General features: G+C 72.8%; 27 protein-coding genes. 13 read left to right on the forward strand and 14 right to left on the reverse strand.

The window, feature by feature from the left end:
- Positions 1 to 259: 259 nt before the first annotated feature.
- Positions 260 to 1,240: an aldo/keto reductase gene (locus tag LH044_RS15730; protein WP_227756537.1), complete on the reverse strand. Its 981-nt coding sequence runs from the start codon at positions 1,238 to 1,240 to the stop codon at positions 260 to 262.
- A gap of 54 nt (positions 1,241 to 1,294) precedes the next feature.
- On the opposite strand from LH044_RS15730, the gene LH044_RS15735 reads away from it, so the two are divergent.
- Both LH044_RS15735 and LH044_RS15740 read left to right on the forward strand, forming a co-directional pair.
- A complete protein-coding gene (locus LH044_RS15735; protein WP_227756538.1) occupies positions 1,295 to 2,359 on the forward strand; it encodes a magnesium transporter CorA family protein in 1,065 nt (354 codons plus the stop codon).
- Positions 2,356 to 2,895, forward strand: coding sequence for a DUF3293 domain-containing protein (locus tag LH044_RS15740; protein WP_227756539.1), 540 nt, complete (start codon positions 2,356 to 2,358; stop codon positions 2,893 to 2,895). Before LH044_RS15735 ends, LH044_RS15740 begins: the two co-directional genes overlap by 4 nt.
- A gap of 16 nt (positions 2,896 to 2,911) precedes the next feature.
- Here the strand turns inward: LH044_RS15740 and LH044_RS15745 are convergent, their stop codons facing one another.
- The 8 genes from LH044_RS15745 to LH044_RS15780 form a co-directional block, all read right to left on the reverse strand.
- Positions 2,912 to 3,463, reverse strand: coding sequence for a DUF1697 domain-containing protein (locus LH044_RS15745; protein WP_227756540.1), 552 nt, complete (start codon positions 3,461 to 3,463; stop codon positions 2,912 to 2,914).
- Positions 3,464 to 3,516: 53 nt separating this feature from the next.
- Positions 3,517 to 4,155, reverse strand: coding sequence for a TIGR03085 family metal-binding protein (locus LH044_RS15750; RefSeq protein WP_227756541.1), 639 nt, complete (start codon positions 4,153 to 4,155; stop codon positions 3,517 to 3,519).
- Between the two features lie 95 nt (positions 4,156 to 4,250).
- Positions 4,251 to 5,027, reverse strand: coding sequence for a hypothetical protein (locus LH044_RS15755; protein ID WP_227760145.1), 777 nt, complete (start codon positions 5,025 to 5,027; stop codon positions 4,251 to 4,253).
- 168 nt (positions 5,028 to 5,195) lie between these two features.
- Positions 5,196 to 6,935 carry an N-acyl-D-amino-acid deacylase family protein gene (locus tag LH044_RS15760; RefSeq protein ID WP_227756542.1) on the reverse strand — a complete coding sequence of 580 codons (1,740 nt, stop codon included), beginning with the start codon at positions 6,933 to 6,935 and terminating at the stop codon, positions 5,196 to 5,198.
- Between the two features lie 77 nt (positions 6,936 to 7,012).
- Entirely contained in the window at positions 7,013 to 7,795 is a 783-nt protein-coding gene (locus LH044_RS15765; protein WP_227756543.1) for an SDR family oxidoreductase, read from the reverse strand.
- Between the two features lie 69 nt (positions 7,796 to 7,864).
- Positions 7,865 to 9,490, reverse strand: a complete 1,626-nt coding sequence (locus LH044_RS15770) for a succinic semialdehyde dehydrogenase (RefSeq protein ID WP_227756544.1) — start codon at positions 9,488 to 9,490, stop codon at positions 7,865 to 7,867.
- 96 nt (positions 9,491 to 9,586) lie between these two features.
- Entirely contained in the window at positions 9,587 to 10,777 is a 1,191-nt protein-coding gene (locus tag LH044_RS15775) for an EAL domain-containing protein (RefSeq protein WP_227756545.1), read from the reverse strand.
- A 17-nt stretch (positions 10,778 to 10,794) separates the two neighbouring features.
- On the reverse strand, positions 10,795 to 10,983 hold the full coding sequence (locus tag LH044_RS15780) for a DUF1059 domain-containing protein (protein ID WP_227756546.1): 189 nt from the start codon (positions 10,981 to 10,983) through the stop codon (positions 10,795 to 10,797).
- Positions 10,984 to 11,185: 202 nt separating this feature from the next.
- Here LH044_RS15780 and LH044_RS15785 point away from each other — a divergent pair, with 202 nt between their 5' ends.
- The 3 genes from LH044_RS15785 to LH044_RS15795 are packed head-to-tail and all read left to right on the forward strand — an operon-like array spanning position 11,186 to position 15,167.
- Positions 11,186 to 12,523, forward strand: a complete 1,338-nt coding sequence (locus tag LH044_RS15785; RefSeq protein ID WP_227756547.1) for an alpha/beta hydrolase — start codon at positions 11,186 to 11,188, stop codon at positions 12,521 to 12,523.
- 53 nt (positions 12,524 to 12,576) lie between these two features.
- Positions 12,577 to 13,485, forward strand: coding sequence for an ABC transporter ATP-binding protein (locus LH044_RS15790; RefSeq protein WP_227756548.1), 909 nt, complete (start codon positions 12,577 to 12,579; stop codon positions 13,483 to 13,485).
- Positions 13,482 to 15,167 (forward strand): efflux permease Rv1217c-related protein, encoded by a 1,686-nt coding sequence (locus tag LH044_RS15795; protein ID WP_227756549.1) that lies wholly within the window; start codon positions 13,482 to 13,484, stop codon positions 15,165 to 15,167. Before LH044_RS15790 ends, LH044_RS15795 begins: the two co-directional genes overlap by 4 nt.
- Before the next feature lie 4 nt (positions 15,168 to 15,171).
- Here LH044_RS15795 and surE read toward each other — a convergent pair whose 3' ends face one another.
- Positions 15,172 to 16,068 carry a 5'/3'-nucleotidase SurE gene (gene surE / locus LH044_RS15800; protein WP_227756550.1) on the reverse strand — a complete coding sequence of 299 codons (897 nt, stop codon included), beginning with the start codon at positions 16,066 to 16,068 and terminating at the stop codon, positions 15,172 to 15,174.
- Between the two features lie 138 nt (positions 16,069 to 16,206).
- Between surE and LH044_RS15805 the strand changes: the two genes are divergently transcribed.
- Positions 16,207 to 16,635 (forward strand): VOC family protein, encoded by a 429-nt coding sequence (locus tag LH044_RS15805; RefSeq protein ID WP_227756551.1) that lies wholly within the window; start codon positions 16,207 to 16,209, stop codon positions 16,633 to 16,635.
- A gap of 13 nt (positions 16,636 to 16,648) precedes the next feature.
- On the opposite strand, the gene LH044_RS15810 is transcribed toward LH044_RS15805, so the two are convergent.
- Positions 16,649 to 16,927 (reverse strand): hypothetical protein, encoded by a 279-nt coding sequence (locus tag LH044_RS15810; protein ID WP_227756552.1) that lies wholly within the window; start codon positions 16,925 to 16,927, stop codon positions 16,649 to 16,651.
- Positions 16,928 to 17,058: 131 nt separating this feature from the next.
- On the opposite strand from LH044_RS15810, the gene LH044_RS15815 reads away from it, so the two are divergent.
- The 4 genes from LH044_RS15815 (at position 17,059) to LH044_RS15830 (ending at position 23,151) form a co-directional block, all read left to right on the forward strand.
- Complete coding sequence (locus LH044_RS15815; RefSeq protein ID WP_227760115.1) at positions 17,059 to 18,951, forward strand: ABC transporter ATP-binding protein; 1,893 nt, start codon at positions 17,059 to 17,061, stop codon at positions 18,949 to 18,951.
- A gap of 186 nt (positions 18,952 to 19,137) precedes the next feature.
- Positions 19,138 to 21,021 (forward strand): 2-oxoacid:acceptor oxidoreductase subunit alpha, encoded by a 1,884-nt coding sequence (locus LH044_RS15820; RefSeq protein ID WP_227756553.1) that lies wholly within the window; start codon positions 19,138 to 19,140, stop codon positions 21,019 to 21,021.
- Positions 21,018 to 22,133 carry a 2-oxoacid:ferredoxin oxidoreductase subunit beta gene (locus LH044_RS15825; RefSeq protein ID WP_227756554.1) on the forward strand — a complete coding sequence of 372 codons (1,116 nt, stop codon included), beginning with the start codon at positions 21,018 to 21,020 and terminating at the stop codon, positions 22,131 to 22,133. Before LH044_RS15820 ends, LH044_RS15825 begins: the two co-directional genes overlap by 4 nt.
- A gap of 151 nt (positions 22,134 to 22,284) precedes the next feature.
- Entirely contained in the window at positions 22,285 to 23,151 is an 867-nt protein-coding gene (locus LH044_RS15830; RefSeq protein WP_227756555.1) for an alpha/beta fold hydrolase, read from the forward strand.
- Between the two features lie 36 nt (positions 23,152 to 23,187).
- On the opposite strand, the gene LH044_RS15835 is transcribed toward LH044_RS15830, so the two are convergent.
- The gene (locus LH044_RS15835) at positions 23,188 to 23,382 is read right to left on the reverse strand and encodes a hypothetical protein (protein ID WP_227756556.1); all 195 of its coding nucleotides are present in this window, start codon (positions 23,380 to 23,382) and stop codon (positions 23,188 to 23,190) included.
- 146 nt (positions 23,383 to 23,528) lie between these two features.
- Here LH044_RS15835 and LH044_RS15840 point away from each other — a divergent pair, with 146 nt between their 5' ends.
- From LH044_RS15840 to bfr, 3 genes are all read left to right on the forward strand, one after another.
- Entirely contained in the window at positions 23,529 to 24,008 is a 480-nt protein-coding gene (locus LH044_RS15840) for a hypothetical protein (protein WP_227756557.1), read from the forward strand.
- 87 nt (positions 24,009 to 24,095) lie between these two features.
- Entirely contained in the window at positions 24,096 to 24,284 is a 189-nt protein-coding gene (locus LH044_RS15845; protein WP_227756558.1) for a (2Fe-2S)-binding protein, read from the forward strand.
- Positions 24,285 to 24,395: 111 nt separating this feature from the next.
- Positions 24,396 to 24,866 (forward strand): bacterioferritin, encoded by a 471-nt coding sequence (bfr, locus tag LH044_RS15850; RefSeq protein WP_227756559.1) that lies wholly within the window; start codon positions 24,396 to 24,398, stop codon positions 24,864 to 24,866.
- A gap of 34 nt (positions 24,867 to 24,900) precedes the next feature.
- Here bfr and LH044_RS15855 read toward each other — a convergent pair whose 3' ends face one another.
- Together LH044_RS15855 and LH044_RS15860 are read right to left on the reverse strand one after the other, a co-directional pair.
- Positions 24,901 to 25,221, reverse strand: a complete 321-nt coding sequence (locus LH044_RS15855; protein ID WP_227756560.1) for a 2TM domain-containing protein — start codon at positions 25,219 to 25,221, stop codon at positions 24,901 to 24,903.
- Positions 25,218 to 25,505 (reverse strand): 2TM domain-containing protein, encoded by a 288-nt coding sequence (locus LH044_RS15860; RefSeq protein WP_227756561.1) that lies wholly within the window; start codon positions 25,503 to 25,505, stop codon positions 25,218 to 25,220. Before LH044_RS15860 ends, LH044_RS15855 begins: the two co-directional genes overlap by 4 nt.
- Positions 25,506 to 25,593 lie beyond the last annotated feature (88 nt).

Genomic DNA, 25,593 nt, shown 5'->3' on the forward strand with positions numbered 1-25,593 from the left:
GGAATCGATCGACGTGACGCTGTCACGTCAGCCACGCCCCGAGGGGCGGCCGACGAGGGGAGTCGTCCCCATTACGCCGCCGGCGTGACGCGGTCACGATGAGTGGCACGTTCCGGCGGGGCCGGTCGAAGGGTCCGGGTGGAACCCGAGGAGGCCCGCCGACGTCGGAACCACATCGCCCCCGTCCTCATCCGGGAGCGGTGCGCACGTCCGGTCCGTGGGAGAGGCGGGCCGGGCCGCTGCGCGCCGGCGCCGTCGGTCAGCCGTGCTGCCAGACCCGGTTCGCGATCGAGTTCGTCCCCTCGAGCGCGACCCGGTCCAGCGCCTCGATCTCCGCGGCGTCGAGCGACCAGCCCAGCGCACCTGCGTTGTCGTTGGCCTGGCGAGCGTTCTTGGCGCCGGGGATCGGGACGGCGCCCTTGTCGATGATCCAACGGAGCGCCACCTGGCTCGGCGTCCGGTCGCCGTGCTGCGCGCCGATCTCGCGCAGGACGGCGACGACGCGGTCGACCTCCTCCATCGGGTGGGCGGAGAAGTTGCGTCGGCCCGGCGGCGGGTTCGACGCGGAGTACTTGCCGGTGAGGCGCCCCTGTCCGATCGGGGAGTAGGCGATCGGGACCACACCGAGGTCCGTGCAGGCGCGCAGCAGGCCGCTCGTCTCGGGCCGGGTGCGCAGCAGCGAGAACTCGATCTGGTTGGAGGCGAGCGGCAGTCCGCGCCTGCGGAGCTCCCCGTGGATCTTCGTCGTCTCCTTGATCGAGTAGTTCGAGACGCCGACGGCCTTCACCAGCCCCGCCTCCACCACCGTGGCCAGCGCATCGGCCAGCGCGGACGCCGATCGGAGGCTGATCGGCCCGTGGACCTGGTACAGGTCGACGTGCGGGAGCTGCAGCCGTCCGAGGGACGCCTCGAGCGACTGCCGCAGTGCGGGTCCGACGTTGAGCTTCCACGGCGCGGGCCAGAACTTGGTCGCGATGACCAGGCGGTCACGCCGGGCGGGATCGGCCCGGAGGAGCCGGCCGAGGATCCGCTCGCTCTCGCCGCCGCCGTAGACCTCGGCGGTGTCGAAGAACCCGATGCCGGCGTCGAGCGAGGTGCGCCAGGCGTCGCCGATCGTCGACTCGGTGATCGACGTGTCGTAGCTGCCCATGCCCCACGTGCGTCGGTCGCCCCACGCCCACGTGCCGACGCCCAACGGGGCGACGGCGGTCGAGCTGCCGGGGAACGTGACCTGGTCCATGGCCCCAGCCTCGCGCCTCGCTCCGGGGTGATCCGTGCCACGGACCGTGCTCGGATGTCGGGCGTGGAGATCACGATGACGGATGACGGTTGGTACCACTGCTCCCGCAACGCGTTCGATCCCTCCGACCCGAGGTTGGCGGACGTGTTCCGAACCGACATGGTCAGGCGGCTGCAGGAGTGGATGGCGAGCGGGCTGCGGAGGGGCCGGACCGAGTGGCACGACGACTACCTGCTCGCCGTCTTCGTCGTGCCGATCATGGCGCGGTCCGACGTCGGGGCCGTCGACGAGCTGCCCGAGGTCTGGACCCGCCAGATCGTCGTCCTCGCCACCCGCGACGCGGTCCTGACCATCGACGACACGCCCGCCGGTCGTCCCTCGGTCCCCCCGTCCGTGCTCGATCGGGTGGGTGCCGCCGCGGAGCGACGGCCGGGTCGGCTGGTCGCGCTGGTGATGGACGAGGTGGCCACTGCGCTGGTCGAGATCGTCGATCGGTTCGAGGACGAGGCCGGCCGGATCGAGGCGCTGCTCGACGAGGACACCCCCCACTCCCGACGTGGGGGGACCTACCTGCGTGACCGCATCAAGGGGTTCCGGACCGCGCTGCACGAGGTACGCCGGGCGATGCAGCCGACGATGGAGGCGGTGCGCCAGGTCGTGTCGGGCACGGACCTCAAGGGCGAGGAGCTCTTCCCGGCGGACGTCGAGCGCCGCCTGCGGGACACGCTCGACAAGCTCATGTACGCCGCCGAGTCGTTCGAGGGGGTCCGGGACGAGGCGGCGTCGCTCCGCGACTACCACCAGGCGCGGATCGCCAACGAGCAGAACGAGGTCATGAAGACGCTGACGATCGTCGCCGCGCTGGTGCTCGTCCCGACCTTCATCGTGGGGTTCTTCGGTCAGAACTTCGAGGACATGCCCGGCCTGCGCAACGGGTTCTGGGCGGCGGTCGTCGTCATGGGGGCGATCGTGGTGGCCGAGCTCGTCTTCCTCTGGTGGCGCGGCTGGATCGGCAACCGAGGGGACTCGCTGGTGGAGCGGGCGGCGCGTGCGGCGCTCGACAGGGCCAGCGCGCCGCTGCGGTCCGTCCTGTCGGCCGACGGCCGCGACGGCACGTGAGCCCGGCGGGGATCGGGCGGGAGCCCGAGGGCCTCACGCTCGAGCTCGCCCGGAGGGACGCCGAGCTCCGCGGGATCCCGCTCGACGAGGCGCTCACCGCACGAGCGGCGGCGTTCGTCGACAGCCAGGCGCTGGTCGAGCGCTGGGACGGCGACGTCGAGCTGGAGATCGAGCTCGACGGACGCTGGCGACCTGCGCTGGAGGTCGCCCGCTCGACCGGGACCACCTGGGCGCTGCTCACGGCGATGGACCCGCTGGCCCAGCCGCTACCCGACGAGGTCAACGAGGAGCGGAACCGGCGCATGGCGGAGCGGCTGCGCGCCCCGCTGCGCTCCGTCGGGCGCGCACGGGACGGCAGCTGGGAGGAGGCCGGTTTCGCCGTCCCGTTCGACCGCCCGGCCATCGACGCGGCGCAGGACTTCGCGCAGGCCGCGATCTACCGGGTCACCCCCGAGGTGGTGCAGACGGTCTTCCTCGTCGGAGCGGATCCGGCCGACCTCGAGCGCCTGGTCGGCCGGTCCTCCCCTCGGTCCTGACGCACGGCCCGCCGGATCAGGCGTCGGCCTCGAGCAGCTCCAGGAGCTTCGTCGTCGTCGACCAGCTCCGGATCGTCATCAGTGCGTACTCCGGGGTGCCGACGATCTTGCTCATCCTGCTCTTGGTGCGCGCTGCGCTGAGCCGTTGGAAGTAGATGACGCCCGTCCCTGGCCACGCCTCGTCGACCCCCTCGCGCGTCTGGACGACCTTCATCGCCTTCGCGGCGGTGAGCGGCGACTTGAGGAACACCGCATCGGAGTGGAACTCGTCAGGTCGGTCGCCGAACCCGTCCGGTGCGGAGCGCACGACGGACCGGAGCTGGCGCAGCGACCGGACGACCACGACGAGCCGCGTCCCGTACCGCTCCTCGAGCGCCGCCTCGATGTCGTCCTCGAGCGAGTCCCGGGCCGTGCCGGTGCTGAACAGCACGTTGCCCGACTGGATGTGGGTTCGGACGTCGTCGTGACCGAGTTCCCCGAAGAGCTCCCGGAGCTCGGCCATGGGGACGGGGTTCTTCCCGCCGACGTTGATCCCGCGGAGCAGTGCGACGTATCGCTGGTCGGCCATCCGGGGACCGTACCCGTCGGCGTCGGGTGCCAGGCCGGACGAACGGCTCCCGATCAGAGGCCCAGGTCGGCGACCTCGAGCGCGGCCCGGGCCTGCGCGGAACCGGTGATCTCCACGTCCGCGGCAGCTCGGCGACCGAGCAGGTAGAGCACCAGCTCGCCGGGCCGCCCGGCGATCGTCACGACCTCGTCGCCCTTGCCCGCCCGGATCGGCTCCTCGCCGGGAGCCCGCAGCTCGACGCGCACGCCCTTGATGTTGCGCGTCATCATCCAGTGCGCCCGCTTGAGGTTGCCCCACAGGCGGGCCTCGAGCTCACCGATCTCGGACTCGGGCCGCGGGGTGTGGTCGCCCCCGCCGCGGCGCACGTCCTCGTGGTGCACGAACATCTCCTGGACGTTCGCGAGGCCGTCGACCGGCCGCCACCACAGCGGCGGACCGGCGCGGACCTTGCGCACGAGCACCTCGAACGGGGTGCGCTCCTTCGTCCGCTCGATCGCCTGGGCGTGCAGCCGTTCGGCCGGCGGGAGGACGATGCCGACGCTGGCGATCGGATCGTGCTCGCGCACGTAGAGGTGCGCGGCCATGTCGTAGTTCGCCCAGCCCTCGCACAGCGTCGGAGCGGCCGGCCCGAGCGTCTCCATGAGGTCGCACAACCCCTGGCGTTCGGCGGTCTGGAGCGGCAGGGGACCCATGCGGCGAGCCTACGACGCCGCCTCGGACGCGCACCGGGGTGCGCCCCCGACGCACGGTCGACGGGCGCACCCCGGATCGGACGAGCTCGTCGTCGCTACGACGTGACGTCACCCACCGGCGTGACGGTGAGGATCGCATCGAAGACGTCGAAGTCGCCGAGCGAGACGTAGTCGTGGCAGTGCAGCCGGACGATGTCGCCGGCCGCGGCGGCGATCGTGCCGGTGGTCGCCACGTTGGCCTGCGGATAGATGTGCTCGACCGCCGGCATCACGGTCGACACGTCGGAGCCGTTCACCCGCACCGTGCAGCGGGCGACGACGGCGAGCGGCGCACCTGCGTTGATCGCGACGTCGACCTCGTAGTTGCCGGTGGCGGGGACGACGACCGGCGGCATGAAAGTGGAGCCGGCGCCGCTCGGGATGAAGACCGGGAGCGCGAGCCGCGAGACCTGCACGTCGACCTCGCTGCCGGGCGCGCCCTGCGGGCCCTGAGGGCCGTCGGGACCGACCGGGCCCTGGACGCCCTGGACGCCCTGGACGCCCTGCGGCCCGATCGGGCCGGTGGGGCCGGCCGGGCCGGCGGGTCCGGTCGGTCCGGCCGGACCGGTCGAGCCCTCGAGGTCGCCGACCACCTGCCACGTGTTGCCGACGCACTCGTACAGCTGGTCGTACTGGCCCGACAGCGGCACCGAGAACCCGGACATGCACGGTCCGCCGGTCCGGGCGGTCCCGACGCCGATCGGACCGGCCGCCGACGCCAGTGCCGGCGCCCCGGCGACGAGGGCGAGGATCGCGACGAGGCCGAGGGCCTTCGATCGGCCGCCCCGGAGGCGGCGGCGGACGGATTCGGTGGGCACGGGGGGCGTCTCCATGCGAACGAGGCTAAGGAGACGTCGTTCGCTTTCCTCCCCCTCGGTTGACGACGGGTGATCCCCGGTCACCCCGACGCGTGGTGCGGTTCTCGGTGCATCTCGTGTCGTGCTGCGACGTCGGGCGCACCGAGAACGGCCCGGTCCGCAGGGGGGCGCCGGCGGGCTGCGTCAGGTGCGGGTGCTGCGCAGGAGCCGGCCGTAGCCGGGCTCGGCGCCGAAGCCCTCGGCGCGGCCGCCCCCGTCCCACGCGACGCGGCCGTTCACCAGCACCGCCTTCACGGCGCCCTCGCCGCGGTTGACGAGTCGGCGCACCGACCCGATGCCCGGCATGGATGCCTCGACGACCTCGTCGACCCGATCGTCGAGCGCGTCGGGCTCGATGACGACGACGTCGGCCCGCGCCCCGACCTGCAGCCGCCCGGCGTCGATGCCGAGGTAGTCGGCGAGCTCCCCGGTCACCCGGTGCACCGCCCGGCCGAGCGGCAGCACCGGACGGCCTTGGTCGCGACGGCGGCGCACCAGTCGGAGCAGGTGCAGCGGGAAGTTGTAGAAGGCCATGTTCCGGAGGTGGGCGCCGGCGTCGCTGAAGCCGATCTGCGCCTGCGGGTTCTCCACGATCCACGCGACGGCGTCGTCGTCGGTGTTGCCCACCGTCGTGGTCCACCGCAGGTGGTTGCCGTGCTCGGCCGCGAGGTCGAGGAACGTGTCGACGGGGTCGCTGCCCCGCTTCGCCGCGACCTCGGCGAACGTCATGCCCTCGACCGACGGGTCGGGGCACTCGACGATCCGGGCTTCGGACAGGTCCCGGTGGTACGCCCGGCCCTTGAACCGGTTCGTCCACTGCTTGCGGAACCGCTCCCGGTAGGACGGGTCGCGCAGGAGGTCGGAGCGGGCGGCCTGCTCGGCGAGGTGCAGCGCCTCGGTGCCCGCGCCGATCTCCTCGAGCACCGGGTTCTCGAGGCCGTCGGTCCACAGCCGGAACGCCTGCGGGAGCGCCTGGAGCCGGACGTCGGCCTTGAGCCAGCGCCGGGCCAGGCCGTACGCGCCGGCGAACACCTTGTAGGAGCCGGGCGCCGCCTTGACGTCCATCAGCGAGATGATCGTGGTGCGCAGCGGCTTGCGGCCGATGCCGCTCGCGATCCCGGCGAAGAAGATCAGGTTCCACCGGCCGGAGATGTCGGGCACGCCCTCGAACACCGCGTCGCGCGCCCGCAGGACCGCAGCCAGCCGGCGGTACTCCTTCCAGCTCGCGAACACCGACGGGGTCGGGCGGCTGCGGTACCGGTCGCCGTCCATCTTGTCCCAGGGCAACGTGTTGATCGACAGCCCGAGGTACCCCGCGTCGAGCGCCTCGTCGAGCATCACCACCATGCGGCCGAGCTCGCCGGGGGTCGGCTCGACGTCGTCGTCGAGCGACCGGCCGAGGCCCATCACCGCCGCCCGCATGGCGGAGTGGCCGAGGAAGGAGCAGACGTTCGGCCCGAGCGGCAGCGAGTCGAGGTGGTCGAGGTACTCGGCCGGGGTCTCCCAGTCCTTCAGCCGGTCGAGCATCGGGAGCACGTCGGCCCGAGGCACGCCCTCGACCCGGCAGAACATGTCGGCCAGGTCCTCGGGGTCGCCGACGGCGAAGCTCAGCCCGCAGGATCCGATGAGGACGGTGGTGACGCCGTGGCGCACCGACTCCTCGAGCGCCGGATCGAACTCGAGCTCGGCGTCGTAGTGCGTGTGGAGGTCGATGAACCCGGGCGTGACCCAGCAGCCGTCGGCCTCGATGACCTCGGCGCCGGCCGGCACCTCGAGGTCCCGCCCGATGGCGGCGACGGTGCCGTCCTCGATCAGCACGTCGGCGACCCGGCCCTCGGCCCCGGTCCCGTCCACCACCAGCCCGCCCCGGATCACCGTCGTCATGGCGCCAGTCTGCCAGCCGCCTCCCGGCTGTCTCCTTCGTGCCGTGGAGCCGTCACGCGGCGTCGGTGCCGGATCCGTCAGCGGGCGCCGGGCCAGTCCTCGGCCCGGACCCTCGCCTCGGTGCCGCCGTCGACCGTGATGAACGAGCCGACGAAGAACCCGGCGTCGGGCGACAGCAGGAACGCCAGCAGGGCCGCGAGCTCCTCGGCGCGACCCGGGCGTCCGATCGGAATCGGGTACGTGTCGCCCAGGGACGACACGAAGTCCCACGTGCCCGCGGTCATGGCCGTGTCGACGAACCCGGGCGCGATCGCGTTGAGCCTGATCCCGGCGCCGATCCACTCGTCGGTCGTGGCGTGCCGCCGCACCCATCGCCCGAGCGCGAGCTTCGACACGGGGTACGCCGTGATGGCGTCCTCGCCCACCGCCCGGACCGCCGCGTCCTCGTCGCCGGCGAGCAGCACGTCGGCCAGCTCGGGCGGGACGCCGGGCTGGGTCGTCGTCGAGTTCGACGAGATGGCGACCGCCGAAGGATCGGACCCGCGGGCGAGCAGCGGGCGGAGGAGCTCGAGCGTGGCCACGGCGCCGAAGTGGTTCGTGCGCACGGTGCGCTCGGCGAGCGCACCGTCCATCGACTGCATGCCGGCGCCGGCCACGAGCCCGTCGATCGCGCCGCCGGACAGCTCGGCGACCCGATCCGCCATCAGCACCCGGCCCTCGACGGTCGCCAGGTCGGCCTCGACGGTCACGCCGGTGCCGGGGAGGTCGACGCCGATGACGGTCGTGCCCTCGCCCTCGAGCCGGGCACGCAGGGCTGCGCCCATGCCGCTGGCCGCACCGGTGATCACCACGATCGTCATGGGCGGCGACAGTAGGCCGGAGCGGGCAAGGCCGCTGCGTCGGTCGTGACCGACCTCGGCGGATCCGGCTCAGCGCCAGCCGGCGCGCTTCATGAGCTTCAGCGCGGTCGTCATGACCGCGGAGAAGCCGTCGTCACCCAGCTGGCGCAGCGGCGGCGCGAGGTTCATCAGCCGCTGGCGGGCGATGGTCTGCGACTCCGTGAACTTGGTGATGCCGACCGCGCCGTGGCGGCGGCCGAGACCCGAGTCGCCCATGCCGCCCATCGGCGCGTCGATGCTGCCCCACGCGGCGGCGTAGGCCTCGTTGACGTTGACCGTGCCCGCCTTCAGCCGCGAGGCCACCTCTCGTCCGCGGCGGGGCGATCGGCTCCACACGCTGGCGTTCAGCCCGTACCGGGTGTCGTTGGCCAGGTGCACGGCCTCGTCGTCGGTCGAGAAGCGGTAGATCGACACGAGCGGGCCGAACGTCTCCTCGGCGAAGCACGTCATCTCGGGCGTCACGCCGGCGAGCACGGTCGGCTCGAAGAAGAAGGGCCCGAGGTCGGGGCGGGCCGCGCCGCCGGCCAGGACGGTGGCGCCCTTGCCCACCGCGTCCTGGACGTGGGAGGACGTCACCTCGAGCTGCTCGGTCGAGGTCAGCGTGCCCATCTGCGTGGAGAAGTCGTACGCCGGGCCGGTGACCATCGCGTCCACCGCCTCGACGAACGCCGGCACGAAGCGGTCGTACACCGCGTCGGCGACGTACATGCGCTCGATCGAGATGCAGAGCTGGCCGCTCGACGAGAAGCAGGCCCGGACCGCGCCCTCGACGGCGCGGTCGAGGTCGGCGTCGTCGAGGACGACCATGGCGTTCTTGCCGCCGAGCTCGAGCGAGCAGTCGATCAGCCGCTCGCCGGCCTCCCGGGCGATCGTGCGGCCCGACGCCGTGGATCCCGTGAACATCACGTAGTCCGCGATGTCGAGCAGCGGCGTGCCGATCGCGGACCCACGGCCGAGGACGATCTGCCACAAGTCCCCGGGCAGTCCGGCGCGGTGGGCGAGCTCGAGCGCGAACAGCGCGGTGAGCGCGGTCTGGTTGTCGGCCTTCTGGACGACGGCGTTGCCGGCCAGGAGCGCCGGGATCGTGTCGCCCGCTCCGAGGCTGAGCGGGTAGTTCCACGGCGAGATGATCGTGACGATCCCTCGTGGGTGGCGCAGCTCGTGCACGTCGGTGAGACCGGGGATGAGCCCGGTGCGTCGCTTGGATGCCAGCGCCGAGGCCGCCGTCCGCGCGTAGTAGCGGCTCGTGTTGGCGATGTCGCCGACCTCGAGGAACGCGTCGCGGCGCGCCTTGCCGTTCTCGGCCTGGATCAGGTCCATGAGCGTGTCGCGGTGGTCGAGCACCAGGTCGTGGAAGCGCAGGAAGATCCCGGCGCGGTCCTCGATGCTGGTCGCCGCCCAGGCCACCTGCGCGGCGTGGGCGCGCTCGGCGGCGGCCAGCACGTCGCCGGGCGTGCACTGGGGGAGCTCGGCGACCGGCTCACCTGTGAACGGCGCGTGGGACGTGACCGAGGGAGCGTCGCCCGACGACGGCACGAGCGAGGTCAGCCGCTTGCGCAGGAGGTCGTTGAGGCTGGCGGGCAGCCCGGTGCCGGCGGGGGCCCGCTCGGCCTGCTGGGAGGGTCCGGTCGGTGCCGCGTCGGCCGTGGTGCTCATGGCCCGAACGCTACGCCCGGCCGTGGCGGTCGGCGAGGTCGCCGCCGGCTGCGCTCGGGGCCCGGCGACGGCGGGGGCGCGCCGCGGGACCGGTCGCTACGCCGCCGAGGCCGCGAGGTCGTGCAGCAGCCGGGCCACGGTCACGATCCCGACGTAGCGGCCGGCGTCGTCGGTGACGACGGTCGGCGTCGAGGTGTCGAGCGGCAGGCGGGTGGTGATGCGCGCCGCCAGCTCCGCAGGGGTGGTGCGCACGTTGGCGCGGGTCACCTCGAGCACGGTCCCGGTCATGGCCGACTCGGGCGTGAGCAGCCCGATCGGTCGGCGGCCGTCGTCCACGACGACCACCATGTCGAACTCCGGGTGCTCCGCCAGGTAGGCGCGCTCCGCGCCGCTCGGCACCGAGGCCAGCGGGGTGACGAGCCGGTGGAGGCCGGCGGCGGTCCGGTCGCTATCGACGACGACCCGGCTCTCGGGGTCGAGCCCGGTCCACGGCGCAGCCGGCCGCCCGTAGAACCAGCCCTGCGCCAGCGGGATCTCGAGCTGGTGCACCCGCTGCGCCTCCTGTCGTGTCTCGACGCCCTCGGCGAGGAGCCACGCGTCGATCCGGTTCGAGAACGTGCCGAGCATCTCCGCGAGCGCCGCCTTCGCCTCGTCGACGTGGATGTCCTCGACCAGGGACCGGTCGAGCTTCAGGATCGACGGCCGGAGCAGCAGGATCTGCTGCAGCCCCGAGTAGCCGGAGCCGGCGTCGTCGATGGCGATCAGCGCACCGGCGGCGCGATAGCCCTCGATCGCCACCGCGAGCCGCTCGGGGTCGCTCGGCGGTCGGTGCTCGGTGATCTCGATCACCACGCCGCCCAGGTCCGCTCCGTGCAGCACCCCCGACACCCCGGGGTCCACGAGCGAGTCGGGCTCGAGGTTCACCGTCAGGAAGCAGTTGGGCGGCAGATCCGGTCGGTGCGACAGCAGCGATCGCAGCGTCGCCCGCTCGAGCGGTGCCACCAGGTCGCGCCGCGCCGCCGCCGCGAACCAGTGGTCGGGCGACAGCGACCGCACGGCGTCGAAGCGGGTCAGGCCCTCGTAGCCGCACACGACGTGGCGGTGGACGTCGACGATGGGTTGGAACACGCTGCGCACGCCGTCGCCGCGGATCGCGGCGTGCAGCAGCTCGTCCCACTGGGGCGCTGCCGGGTCGCGGAGGCGATCGGCGGCTGCAGCGGCGCCGCCGTCGAGCGGCGACGGGTGCGCCGACGGGCCGGGGGCGGCCGACGGCGGCGGTGCGGTCACGCGGTGGGCTCGGTCGCTCAGACGAGCTCGACGATGCGGGCCTGCACGGCCGTGACCAGCTCGTCGGAGATCTCGGTGATGCCGTGGTCGGCCACGGCGTGGGCGCCGACCAGGCCGAGGATCTCGTCCTCGGTCTCGCAGGTGAAGGTGGCGTCGCAGCCGGGGACCACGTCGCCGCAGGCGAACTGCTTCATCTCTTGCTCCATCTGTCGTCCGCTCCCCAGGTGGGAGCACCGACACGGCCATCGTCGGCCCCCGGGCCTCGCTTGAAATTGACGAGCCGTTCGGCCCGGGTGGACTTGCCGACACCCTGAGGCCGCACCGGCGCCCGCCCCCGACCCGGGCCCCACCGACGCCACGCGGCACCGACGGGAGGAGGTGCCGACCGAGCCGCGGCAGACTGGAGCGATGGACACCGCCCCCGCGTCCGGCTGGGCCTACCTCGGCGTCTCGGTCAACAACGCCGTGTACACGCTCAACGCCTTCCGTCCGAACCGCCGGAACAAGCTGCTCTTCGGCTGGAGCTTCTTCGCCAGCTGGATCACGATCGAGCTCGCCCCGTACCTGCTCGTGCTCCAGATGCTGACCACCGCGCTGTTCATCCGCAAGGGCGCGCTGCGCACGACGCCCGGCAAGGTCGGCATGGTGCTGACGCTCGGGTCGTGGGCCGGGATGGCCGCGACCATCCGCCAGAGCTACGCCGCCCGCCAGGAGGTCCGCGACGCGCTGCGGGACCTCGCCGAGGTCGACCCGTCGGATCCGCTGCCGATCCGGTGGGAACGTCGGATCCAGTTCGCGAGGGCGGGTGGCAGGGCCCTCCGCATGGACATCGTCCGCCCTGACGTCGCCGACGTCCCCGGGCAGCCACGGCCCGCGCTGGTGCAGGTCCACGGCGGCGGCTGGGTGCTCGGGTTCAAGGACCGGCAGGGCCAGCTGCTGATGCGACAGATGGCGAGCAAGGGCTGGGTCTGCTGCAACGTCGACTACCGGCTGAGCCCGGCCGCCACCTTCCCCGACCACCTGGTGGACGTGAAGCGGGCGATCGCCTGGGTGCGCGAGCACGCCGAGGAGCTCGGTGTCGACCCCGCCTTCATCGCCATCACGGGCGGGTCCGCGGGTGGCCACCTGACCGCACTCGCCGCGCTCACCGCCAACCAGGAGCGGTTCCAGCCCGGCTTCGAGCGGGCCGACACGTCGGTCGCGGCGGCGGTGCCGTTCTACGGCGTCTTCGACTTCACCAACCGCAACGGCGTCTGGCCGCCCGACACCCAGCGGCAGTTCCTCGGCCCGTGGGTGATGAAGAGCGATCCCGACGAGGCAGCGGAGCAGTGGGAGGCGGCCTCGCCGATCGACCAGGTCCACGGCGCGGCCCCGCCGTTCTTCGTGATCCACGGCGACAAGGACGTGCTCGCCCCGGTCGAGGACGCCCGCACGTTCGTCGAGGAGCTCCGGGCCGTCTCCACCCAGCCCGTGTACTACCTCGAGCTCAAGGGCGCGCAGCATGCGTTCGAGACCTTCACGTCGGTCCGGGCCAACGCGGTGGTCGACTCGGCGGCACGGTTCCTCCAGGCCGTGTTCGACGCCTACCTCACCGGCCCCGAGGCCGAGGCCACGCCCGCCGAGGTCGTGGAGGCGGTCGAGGGCCGACTCGGCTCCGACCTGGCCGACGAGGCCGCCGATCCGACGGCGCCGTCCGCCGACGACGCGGATCCGGACCCGGCCGCCGACGCCCCCGCGCCCGTCTGAACCCGGTACGGGAAGCGCGCCTCGCGGACGCCGCACGGGAGTAGGAATGTGGGGTGGCCGACGCCGTCGTCACCCGGGGCCTGACCAAGCGGTACGGGTCCACCACCGCGCTCGACGGGCTCGACCTGACGATCGAGCAGGGTGAGGTCTTCGGCTACCTGGGCCCGAACGGCGCCGGGAAGTCGACGACGATCGACCTGCTGCTGGGGTTCCTCCGCCCGACGTCGGGGTCGGCCCAGGTGCTCGGGCTGGACGTGCGCAGGGACGCGGCGTCGCTGCACCGGCGGCTCGCCTACGTCCCGAGCGTGGCGGACCTGTGGCCGGGCCTGACCGGCGAGGAGACGATGCGGCTGCTCGGCAACCTGCACGGGTCGGTCGACGCGGCGTACCGCGACGAGCTCGTCGCCCGCTTCGAGCTCGACGTGCACAAGAAGAACCGGGCCTACAGCCACGGCAACCGCCAGAAGGTCGCGCTCGTCGCCGGGTTCGCCTCCCGGGCCGACCTGCTGCTGCTCGACGAGCCCACCACGGGTCTCGACCCGCTCATGGAGCAGCAGTTCCGACGCTGCGTGCACGAGGCGCGCGACCGCGGCCAGACGGTGCTGCTCAGCTCGCACATCCTCAGCGAGGTCGAGGCGACCTGCGACCGGGTCGGCATGCTGCGTGCCGGCCGTCTCGTCGACGTCGGCCGGCTCGACGACCTGCGCGGCCTCGCGGCGGTGCGCGTGCACGCCCACGTCACCCGCGATCTGCCGGACCTGGCGGCGGTCCCCGGCGTCGCCAACCTCGTGGTCAGCTCGCCCGACGGCGCGTCGGGCGGCACCGACCTCGAGTGCGACGTCACCGGCGACATCGGTCCGCTGGTCGGCGCGCTCGCGGCTGCGGGCGTCGAGCGGCTCACGACGCGGGAGCCGTCGCTCGAGGAGCTCTTCATCAGCCAGTACGGCGACGCCCCGACGTGACCGTCGCCGCCCCCCACGCCGCCGACGGGGCGGGCTCGGCCGCCGGGCCGATGGGCGGCGGGGCGGACGTGACGTCGCACCGACCCGAGCTCGCGATCGGGCGACGGGCCCTCCGCGCCACGTGGGTCGGCGCCGTCGCGGTGGCGGTCGGGTGCGGGCTGACCGTCGCCTCGACCGCGGTCACCTACGTCTCGTCGTTCCCGACCGAGGCGTCGCGCCGGCAGCTGGCGCAGCTCACCGCGTCGAGCGGCGGGCTCTCGGTGCTGCTCGGGCCGATCGGCGACATCGACACGGTCGGGGGCTACACCTTCTACAAGGGCTACGTCTTCCTCACGTCGATCGCAGCGGTGTGGGCCGTGCTGATCACGACGAGGGCGTTGCGCGGCGAGGAGGACGCCGGCCGCTGGCAGCTCCTGCTCTCGGGCGCGACCCGCCCCTCCCGGGCCACGGGTGCGGTGCTCGCCGGCCTCGGCGGCTCGGTCGGGCTCGTGGTGGTCGGGGTGTTCGCCGGCACCGCGATGGCCGGGCTGGACCCCGACGTCGGCTTCTCGGCGTGGGACGCGGTCGTCCACGCCCTCGCGATCGGGCTCGTCCCCGCCGTGTTCGTCGGGGTCGCCGCGGTCGCGTCGCAGGTCGGCCGCACGCGCCGGCTGGCCACCGGCCTCGGCATGGGCGTGTTCGCGGTCGCGTTCGTGCTGCGGATGGTCGGGGATGCGGGCCCCGACACCCGGTGGGTCCGCTGGGCCACGCCGCTCGGCTGGAGCGAGCTCGTCGCGCCGCTCACCTCGAACGACCTCGTCCCGCTCGTGCCGGCGGCGGCCGCGACGCTCCTGCTCGTCGGTGTCGCCGTGGCGGTGGCCGGCCGTCGCGACGTCGGGGACGGGGTGCTGCGCTCCCGGGATGTGGCCGCCGCTCGCGATCGCGGACTCGGCTCGTCGACCGCGCTCGCCCTGCGGCTCGAGACCGGCGTGCTCGTCGCGTGGCTCGTCGGTGCGGTCGCGATGGGGCTGGCGTTCGGCGCCATCGCCCACATGACCGTCGAGGGCCTGCCCGAGGGCACCCGCGACGTCATCGACTCCTTCGGGGTGCGGGGCACGTTCGTCGAGCAGTACTTCGGGCTCGTGCTGCTGTTCGTCGCGGCCGTGCTCGCGCTGCTGCCGGCCGGGCAGATCGGCGCCGCTGCGTCCGAGGAGCTCGACGGCCGGCTCCGGCTGGTGCTCGCCGGGCCGACCGGCAGGGCGACCTGGCTGGCCGGGCGGCTGGTGATCGCCGCCCTCGCCCTCGCCCTCGCCGCGCTCACCTCCGGCGCCGCGATGTGGGCGGGCGCCGCCTCGCAGGGCGTGGACGACGTGTCGCTGCCGACCCTGCTCGGGGCGGGGCTCGTCGTGGTCCCCGTCTGCCTCGTGGCCCTGGGCATCGGCGCGATCGTGCTGGCGCTCGCCCCGCGGTGGGCGGCCGCCTCTGTCTACGTCGTCGTGGGCTGGTCGTTGGTCGTCGACCTGGTGGCCTCGCTGGTCGACGGGCTGCGGTGGACCGAGTCGCTCGGGCTCTTCGACCACCTCGCCCTCGTGCCGGCGCAGCCGGTCGACCGGACGACGGTCGCGATCACGCTCGCCGTCGGCGTCGGCCTGTGCGGGGCTGCGGTGGGCGTGTTCGCCCGCCGCGACCTCCACGCTGCGTGACCGGTCAGAGGAAGGCGTCGCCCAGGTTCGGGCGGATCAGCGTGCTGGTGAGGGACCCGCCCGGGACGCGGTGGACCTCGTGCAGCTCGGCGCCCGGCACGAGGTGCACCTCGACCTGCGCCGAGTCGATGTCGTCCACCGGTCCCTCGGGCACGACGGGCCACGACTCGGCGATGCCGACCAGCGCGGTGAGCGACGCCCAGCCACGGTCCAGCGCGCCCTGGTCCGTGTCCTCCGGCGGCTCGTAGCCCGTCGGCGTGAGCTCCCACTGGAGCGACTCGCCCTCGTTCGCGGTGATCGTGGCCCTGACGGCGCCGAACGGCGCGAGGTGCGTCCAGCGGACGCCCAGCACCTGGCTGCGGTCGCGGGCGGGGACGTTGAGGTTGAGCACGCTGCCCACCGGGGCGTCGATCACGAGCGGCAGCGTCTCGAGCGCGACCTGCGCGGCGGTGTCCCAGCGCCACGTCCCGCCGCCGCCGAGCGAGCCGGAGCCCGCGTCGACGCTCACGGCGAGCCCGGAGATGCCGAAGTTCTGGCCGGCCAGGGCCGCGCCCACCGTGCCGGAGTGCAGCACGGCCCGGCCGGTGTTGGCGCCGGCGTTCACGCCGGACACGACGAGGTCCGGCAGGTCGCCGAACGCACCGAGGCGCCCCGCCACCAGGCACAGCGCCGGCGGCCCGTCGAGCGCCCAGGCCTCGATGTCGGGGGCGCCCGGGATCTCGGCCCGCGACAGCGCGAGCGCGGCGTCGGGCCGGAGGTTGCCGAGCGCGGCGCCGGCGCCGCTCCAGTCGGTCGCCGGGGCGACGACCAGGACCTCGTGCTCGGTGGTCGCCAGGGCCCGGGCCAGCTCGTGGATGCCCTCGCTGTCGATGCCGTCGTCGTTCGTCACCAGGATCTTCATCGCCGCCGACGGTACCGGTCGCTCGTGAACGCCACCCGACGCCGGGGTGGCCCACGGGTGTCGCGGCGGCCGCGATGACTTCAGGAGCGCTGCGGCGTCGGATCTGCTGACATCGACACGACGCCAGGAGGACCTGCCATGACCTCGTTCCTGCCCTACCTCAACTTCGACGGCACGTGCCGGGACGCCTTCACCCGGTACCAGCAGGTCTTCGGCGGCGAGCTGTTCGTCATGGGCGCCGAGGACGCGCCCGGCGACGGTGACGTCCCCGAGGGCTTCGAGGGCCGGGTCATCCACGCCGCGCTCATGCTCGACGGCGCGCTGCTCATGGGGAGCGACACGCAGCCGGGTGGCGGGAAGGCCCCGCAGAGCACCTACGTCAGCTACCAGGCGCCCGACGTGGAGGCGGCCCGCAGGGCGTTCGACGACCTGGCCGCCGACGGGGAGGTCGACATGTCGTTCGCCGAGACGTTCTTCTCCCCGGGCTTCGGGACGCTGACCGACCGGTTCGGCACCTTGTGGATGATCAACGTCGAGACGGACGGGCCGCCCACGGGCGCCGGCTGAGCGGCGGCGCCCGTCAGCGGGTGACGGCCAGCACCAGGTTGAGCGCGACGTCGAGCACGAGCGTCGCCACGATCGACACGATCAGCATCGCCTTCCACGGGGCGACGACGCGGATCCGGGGCTGGTCGTCGTCCCAGCCCGGGGGCGGGGTGGATCGGCCCGACGCCTCGCCCCAGCGCTGGTAGGGGTCGAACCGGGGTTCCGCCGGTCGCCGCGGCAGCAGGCGGACGACCACGTTGGCGACGACGGTGAGCACCACCGACGCCACGACCGAGATCCAGAGCCACTGCACCGCCCCAGCGTGGCACGACCGACCGGCCCGCTCCGATGCGGCCATCGGCGCGACGACGGGTGGTCGCCGGAGGTCCGCGGTCGGCAACCATGTGGCCGCGGGCGGCCGGCACGGGGTTGGCTGTCGGGGTGATGCAACAGGCCCCGACCCCCGCCGTGACGCGCACGAACCGCTCGTTCCCGCTGTCGAGCACGCCGCCGCTGCGCGACCTCTGGCGCCACGCCTCGCGCCAGCGCCCGAAGGTCGTGTTCGCCACCGTGATGTCGGTGACCAACAAGCTCTTCGACGTCCTGCCCGAGCTGCTGATCGGCGTCGCGGTCGACGTCGTGGTGAACGAGGGCGACTCGCTGCTCAACCGGATCACCGGCGTGGACGACCGCTTCCAGCAGCTGCTCATCCTCGCCGCCGCGACGATCGTCATCTGGCTCGCCGAGTCGGCGAGCCAGTACGTGGCCCACGTGACCTGGCGGAACCTGGCCCAGACCGTCGAGCACGACACCCGGATGGAGGCGTACCGCCACGTCCAGTCGCTCGAGATGAGCTACTTCGAGGACACCACGTCGGGCGGCATGATGACCGTCCTCAACGACGACGTGAACCAGCTCGAGCGCTTCCTCGACGTCGGCGCCGACGACATCATCCAGTCGATCGCCAACGTGGTGCTGGTCGGCCTCGTCTTCGCAGTGATCTCGCCGACGCTGATGGTGCTGGCCTTCCTGCCGATCCCGATCATCGTGCTGGGCTCGCTCCGCTACCAGAAGCGCCTGGAGCCCCGCTACGACGCGGTGCGCGCCGCCGCCACCGACATCGGCGACACGCTGAGCAACAGCCTCGGCGGGGTCGCCACGGTCAAGGCGTTCAACGGCGAGGAGCGCGAGGTCGGCCGGCTCGAGGTGGAGAGCCAGCGCTACCGGCGGGTCAACGGCGACGCCATCCGCCTGTCGAGCGCCTTCATCCCGCTGATCCGGGTCGCCATCCTGGCCGGGTTCACGATGACCCTGGTCGTCGGCGGCAAGGCCGCGCTCGACGGGACGCTCGCCGTCGGCATGTACTCGGTGCTGGTGTTCATGACCCAGCGCCTGCTGTGGCCGCTCACCGAGCTCGGCGAGATCCTCGACCTGTACCAGCGGGCGATGGCGAGCTGCCGGCGCATCTTCGGCCTCCTGGAGCTGCAGCCGTCGATCCAGCCCGGCACGAGCGAGCTGCCGCAGCCCGTGCGCGGCGACGTCCGCTTCGACGACGTGACGTTCAGCTACCACCGGCCCCCGCCGCAGCCCGAGGGCGCCTCGGACGAGGAGGCGCCGGTCGATCCGCTCGGCGGCGACGCCGACCGGACGGTGCTGCGGGACTTCTCACTGCACGTGCCGGCGGGGGAGACCCACGCCATCGTCGGATCGACGGGTTCGGGGAAGTCGACGGTCCTCAAGCTGCTGCTGCGCCTCTACGAGCCCGATGCCGGGACGGTGTCGGTGGACGGGATCCCCCTGCCGGAGCTGACGTTCGCCTCGCTGCGGGGCGCGACCGGGCTCGTGCCCCAGGACGTCTTCCTCTTCCACGGCACGGTGCGCGAGAACATCGCCTACGGGCGCCCGGACGCCACCCTCGAGCAGATCGAGCGGGCCGCGGTGCTCGCCGAGGCCGACGGGTTCATCCGGGCCACGCCCCACGGCTACGACAGCGTGGTGGGGGAGCGGGGCCAGAAGCTCTCGGGCGGGCAGCGCCAGCGCATCACGATCGCCCGTGCCATCCTCCGGGACCCGGCCGTGCTCCTGCTCGACGAGGCCACGTCGGCGATCGACAACGAGACGGAGGCGGCCATCCAGGAGTCGCTCGCCCGCGTCGCCGTCGACCGGACGACGATCGTCATCGCGCACCGGCTGTCGACGATCCGCCACGCCCACCGCATCCACGTGATGGAGGCCGGTCGCATCGTCGAGGCCGGGACCCACGACGAGCTGGTCGCCGCCGGCGGCCTCTACGCGGCGCTCTGGCGGGTGCAGACCGGCGACCGCGCCGCGGCCTGATCGGCGGGCCCGACGAGGCCGTCGGGTCAGGGGTCGCGTCGCTGCCCCGCGCCACCGGGCGGGAACAAAGCGGTCATGTGGCCCGGCGATGGGGGTACCTTCGTCAATGGGTCGCCGGGGGGTCGGCGGCTCGATCGGGCAGCAACGACCAACAGCGCGGCCCGGACAACAGGACAAGGGGGTCCCATGTCCACGATCACCACGTCGGACCGCGCTGGTTCCGGCCCCAGGGAGCTCGACCGCGTCGTCGTGCGCTTCGCCGGCGACTCTGGTGACGGGATGCAGCTCGTCGGTGACCGCTTCACCGAGCTGTCCGCGCTCTTCGGCAACGACCTCGCCACCCTGCCCAACTACCCGGCGGAGATCCGCGCCCCTGCCGGCACCGTGGCGGGGGTGTCGTCGTTCCAGGTGCACATCTCCGACACCGACATCGTGACGCCGGGTGACTCGCCGAACGTGCTCGTCGCGATGAACCCGGCCGCGCTCAAGGCCAACGTCGACGACCTCTCGCCGGGCTCGACGATCATCGTGAACTCCGATGCGTTCGACGAGCGCGACCTGACCAAGGCCGGCTACCTGGAGAACCCGCTCGTCGACGGGTCGCTCGAGCGCTTCACCGTTCACCAGGTGCCGATGACCTCGATCACGCTCCAGGCGACCACCGAGCTGGGGGTCAAGCGGCGCGACGCGGAACGCTCGAAGAACTTCTTCGCCCTCGGCCTCATCTGCTGGATGTACACCCGTCCGGTCCAGCCCCTCGTCGACTGGGTGGAGAAGAAGTACGACGCCCGGCCGCTCGTGCGCGACTCGAACCTGGCCGCGCTCCGCGCCGGGCGGAACTTCGGCGAGACCGCCGAGCTGTTCGACCACCCGTACTCAGTGGCGCCGGCGCCGCTGCCGCCGGGGACCTACGCCAACGTCAACGGCAACACCGCGCTGGCGTGGGGGCTGATCGCCGCCGCCGAGCTCTCGGGGCTGCAGCTGGTGTACGCCAGCTACCCGATCACGCCGGCGTCGGACATCCTCCACGAGCTCAGCCGGCGCAAGAACTTCGGCGTGCGGACCATGCAGGCCGAGGACGAGATCGCCGCCGCCTCGATCGCGATCGGCGCCGCCTTCTCCGGTGCGCTGGCGGTGACCGGGACGTCGGGGCCGGGCCTCGACCTGAAGTCCGAGGCGATCGGTCTGGCCATCAGCCTCGAGCTGCCGATGATCATCGTCGACGTGCAGCGCGCCGGCCCCTCGACCGGCATGCCGACCAAGACCGAGCAGACGGACCTGCTGGCCGCGCTGCACGGTCGCCACGGCGAGTCGCCGCTGCCGATCGTGTCGGCGCGGTCGCCGGCCCACTGCTTCGACGCCGCGATCGAGTCCGCCCGGCTGGCCCTGCGGTACCGGACGCCGGTGATCCTCCTGACCGACGGCTACCTCGCGAACGGCGCCGAGCCGTGGCTGCTGCCCGACGTGGCCGACCTGCCAGACCTGTCGGTCGAGTTCGCCACGGCGACCAACCACAGCGAACCCGACGGACGGGACACGTTCTGGCCCTACCTCCGCGATCCCGAGACATTGGCCCGGCCCTGGGCGCTGCCCGGAACGCCCGGCCTCCAGCACCGCATCGGCGGCATCGAGAAGCAGGACGGGTCCGGCAACATCAGCTACCAGCCCGACAACCACGAGCACATGGTGCGGCTCCGCCAGGCCCGGGTGGACGGCATGGCCGCCGACATCCCCGGGGTCCTGCTCGACGAGGACGACGGCGCCGAGCTGCTGGTCGTCGGCTGGGGCTCGACCTGGGGAGCGATCACGGCGGGCGTCCGACGCCTGCGCCGCTCGGGCCACCGGGTGTCGCAGGCGCACCTCGTCCACGTGAACCCGTTCCCGGCGGACCTGGGCGACGTCCTCGCCCGGTACCCGAAGGTGCTGTGCCCCGAGCTCAACCTCGGGCAGCTGACCGGGCTGCTGCGGGACCGGTACCTGGTCGACGTCCGCAGCTTCACCAAGGTGGCCGGGCTGCCGTTCGCAGCCGGGGAGATGGAGGCACGGATGCTGGCGGAGCTGGACCGATGAGCGCGTCGACGAACGGCCACGCGACCAACGGGAACGGCGCTGGCGGGAACGGGGCCGGCGGGAACGGCGCGGCGGCGACGGCGGTGGCCGGGACGCCCATCGCCCTCGGGCGCAAGGACTTCATGTCCGACCAGGAGATGCGCTGGTGCCCGGGGTGCGGCGACTACGGCATCACCGCCGCCCTGCAGCTGATGCTGCCCGACCTCGGGGTCCCGCCCCACGACCTCGTCTTCGTGTCCGGCATCGGGTGCGCGGCGCGGCTGCCGTACTACATGAACACCTACGGCATCCACTCGATCCACGGGCGGGCGCCGGCGGTGGCGACCGGCGTGGCGATGACCCGGCCCGACCTGTCGGTGTGGGTGATCGGTGGCGACGGCGACATGCTGTCGATCGGCGCGAACCACCTCCTGCAGGCGCTCCGCCGGAACGTCGACCTCAAGATCCTGATGTTCAACAACCAGATCTACGGGTTGACGAAGGGCCAGTACTCACCCACCTCCGAGATCGGCAAGATCACCAAGTCGACGCCGTTCGGATCGATCGACCAGCCGTTCAACCCGGTGTCGGTGGCCCTGGGCGCCGAGGCGACGTTCGTGGCCCGCACGCACGAGGCCGACCGCGGCCACATGCAGGAGGTGTTCCGTCGGGCCCACGAGCACAAGGGCGCCGCGTTTGTCGAGGTGTACCAGAACTGCAACGTCTTCAACGACGGCGCGTTCGACGACGTGATGGCGAAGGACAACCGGGACGACATGATGATCCCGCTCCGCCACGGCGAACCGGTCCGCTTCGGCGCCGACGGGCAGTTCGGCGTGTTCCAGAACGAGTACGCCGAGCTGGTGGTGGACCGGATCGCCGACCGCGACGGCGACGCCGGCGGCCAGCTGGTCGTGCACGACGAGCACCGGCCGGATCCGACGCTCGCGTTCGCGCTGTCCCGGTTGGCGTCCGGGCCGCACACCCCGACCCCGATCGGCGTGTTCCGGGACGTCGACCGCCCGCTCTACGAGCTCGAGGTCGCGGCGCAGGTGGGCGAGGCGATCGAGCGCCAGGGTCGCGGCGACCTGGCCGAGCTCATCCGCTCCGGCCCCACCTGGACCGTGACCTGACGCGGGGCCGGCGGCGTCCGACGTCACGGGCTGCTCCGTCGGCGGGACGTCGGCCATGTCCGACCGGACGGAGGAACTCGCCGCCTACGCCGTCAGACTGGTGGGACCCCCGCGCCGCGCCGCGGCGCCGTCCCAGCCAGGAGCGCAGGCCATGTCCGACCCGACCCCCGCCACCGTCGACGCCGAGCTCGGCACCATCGAGTACGCGGACGTCGGCTCGGGCGATCCCGTGCTCTTCGTCCACGGCTCGCCCGGCGGTTCGGACCAGGGCGAGCTGATGACCCGCTTCCTGGTCGCGGCCGGGCGTCGCGTCATCGCGCCGTCGCGGCCGGGCTACCTCGGCACGGCGCTGACCGATGCCAACTCGACGCCGGCCGCCCAGGCCGAGCTGCACCTCGCGCTGCTCGACGCGCTGGGCATCGACCGGGTCGCGGTCATGTGCTGGTCCGGCGGCGGACCGTCGACCTACCTGCTCGCGAGCGGGCACCCCGAGCGGGTGTCGGCCATCGCGGCGCTGGCCGCGGTCAGCGGGCCGTTCACGTTCAAGGGCGGTCTCGAGGACCGGCTCCTGTCCGGGCGGCTGGGTCCGTGGCTCGTGGACGAGATGGCGAAGCACTCGGGGAGGTCGCTCGTGAAGTCGACGCTCGCCGAGGAGGGCGACCTGGGCACGGCGGAGCTGAAGGAGCTCGTCGAGCAGGTCTGGGACGATCCGACGAAGCGGAGCTTCGTCCTCGAGCTGTCCGCCACGGTCGCAGGTCGGAAGGTGGGTCTCGACAACGACCACCGGCAGTTCCCCGAGCTGCCGGACCTCGGCCTTGCCGCCGTGTCGGCGCCGGTCCTGCTCGTCCACGGGACTGCGGACGCCGACGTGCCGCCTGCGCACAGCGACCACGCGCTGGCGGCGCTCCCCGAGGCGGAGCTCCTGTCCGTGGACGGGGGCACGCACCTGGCGGCGTGGACCGACCCCACGAGCGACGCCGTCCAGGCGCGCATCGCCGACGCGCTCAGCGCCGGCTGAGGCACCCGACCGGGTCCGCCGGTCCGGTGCGACCGGTCACTCGTAGTTGGCGCCCTCGACGTGGCCGGTGTCCTTCGCGCCCTCGGGCGGCTCTCCCTCGAGGAACTCCGTCGCACCTTCGGCCACGTCGTGCAGCACCTGCTTGAGGGACTCCGGCTTGCCGAGGCCCTTCGGGTCGATGTTCGGCTCGTCGCCGTGGGTCTCCTGCAGGTGGTGCTTCTCGTCGGCCATCGGTTCCTCCGGTTGGTTCGCGACCCATCATGCCCGCTGCTCCCGTCGGATCGCGCGACGCGGGGACCGGATCATCACCCGGCCGACGACCAGTTGCGTACGGGTTACGGAACCGGGCCCCTGGACGGCGCGGCAGAATCCCGCACATGGCTGGGACTGTGATCACCCTCGGAGTGCTCGCGACGGCCGTGATCGGCACGTCCGTGGCGATCGTCGGCTTCGTCGGCCGGCAGCTGCGCCCGGCGGTGACCGTCCTGTCGGTGAGGGAGCTCCGTGCCGAGGGCTCGCGGGCGCTCGCCACCGTCGTGTCGGTCCGGCGCACCGACGGCGTGCGCAACCACCTCAACGTGCAGTGCCGGATGGAGTTCCTCGTCTGCCCGGCCGACGGCTCGGAGCCGTTCCCGTTGGAGCGGGAGGTGGTCATCCCTGCGGACGCCGTGCCCCGCCCGGGCGACAGCTGGCCCGCCTGGTTCCTGCCGCAGGACCCGGACCAGGTGCTGGTCGCCGCCCCGGCCACCCGCCACGTCGTCGCCCGTCCGCACACCGGCCGTCCGGGGGTCGTCGACGCAACCACCGAGGCGCCGTCCGACGCCGCCGACGAGGCAGGCCAGCACAGCGCCGCCTGAGCCACGCCGTCCACGGCAGGCCTGGGCACGCCGAATCCCACGCCCCAGGGGTTGCCATCCCGACGGTGTTAGGTATTCTGAACAGCGATGGCGATCGCATGTTCTTGCCACGGCCTCCGGGATGCCGAGGTCGTCGAGGTGATCCGCGAGGGCGCGTGCTCCGTCGACGACGTCATGGACACCTGCCAGGCGGGCGGGAACTGCGGCTCCTGCGTGAGCACCATCGAGATGCTGCTCGCGGTCGAGGGTGCGCTCGACGCCGTCTCGGCCGCCTGATCCGAGTCGTCACGGTCCCGGGCGGATCCGCTCCGCCCGCTCCGTCGCGCCCGTGCCGGAGCGCTGGGGGCGCACGGTAGGGTGTCCGGCAACAGGCCGAGGAGGACCACCGTGCAGGGCAACCCCGAGATCGTCGATCTGCTGAACGAGGTGCTCACCGCCGAGCTCACGGCCATCAACCAGTACTTCGTGCACGCCAAGATGTGCAGCAACTGGGGCTTCGACCGGCTCGCGGACCACATCCGGGACGAGTCGATCGACGAGATGAAGCACGCCGAGGCCCTGATCGAGCGGGTGCTGTTCTTCGACGGCGTGCCCAACCTCCAGCGGCTCAACGCCCTGCGCGTCGGCGAGACGGTCGAGGAGCAGTTCCGAAACGACCTGGAGCTCGAGTACGTCGCTCGTGAGCGCCTGAACCGGGGCATCGAGGCCGCCGTCGCGGCGAGCGACAACGGCACCCGACACCTCCTCGAGGAGATCCTCGTCTCCGAGGAGGAGCACATCGACTGGCTCGAGACCCAGCTCGAGGCCATCAACCAGGTCGGGATCCAGCAGTACCTCGCCGAGCAGCTCGGCAGCTGACGGCGGGCGGCGGCCGCGATCCCGCGAGGGTGGATCAGGCGCCCTGGCGCCGCATCTCCCGCTCGATGTCGTCCTCGGTGATCGGCTTCTCGCCGCGCACCTGCCAGGCGTGGAACGCCACGCCGACCAGCCACGGGCCGGTGACCCAGATCGGCCAGGGGTAGCCGGCGCCGGTCATCAGCCAGAGCGCCCACATGAAGGCGTTCACGATCAGGAACGACACGACGTTCGCGGTCAGCTCCCGCCGCCCCTTCAGCGCAGCGATCGCGTGCGCTCGGGCGTCGTCGGTCCCCGTCGACCCGGTCGCCGCGCCGGCGGGGAGGTCGCCCCGGGTGGGATCCGTCGTGCCGCTCATCGCCCGTCGGCCTGCGTGCGCTGCATCTCGCGCTGGATGTCGTCCTCGGTGATCGGCTTCTCGCCGTACGCGTGCCAGGCGCTGAAGGCGAGACCGATGCCCCAGCCGACCGTCACCCAGGCGGGCCAGAAGCCCTGGTTGCCGTCGCCCTTGGTGAAGAGCCACAGGCCCCAGAGGACGACGTTGATGACGGCGTAGGAGACCACCTGCGCCTGGAACGCTCGCTTCCGGCGGAGGGAATGGATGGCGAGGTCCCGCGCGTCGGTGTTCGTGCTGTCGGTCATGGTCCGAGGCTATCGGCGTGCTTCGCAGAACCAGCCGACCTGTCGCCGCACGTCGCACCTCACCCGACCACGCCCGCCGCTACGGTTC

Source organism: Dermatobacter hominis (assembly GCF_020715685.1).
GTDB classification, from domain to species: domain Bacteria; phylum Actinomycetota; class Acidimicrobiia; order Acidimicrobiales; family Microtrichaceae; genus Dermatobacter; species Dermatobacter hominis.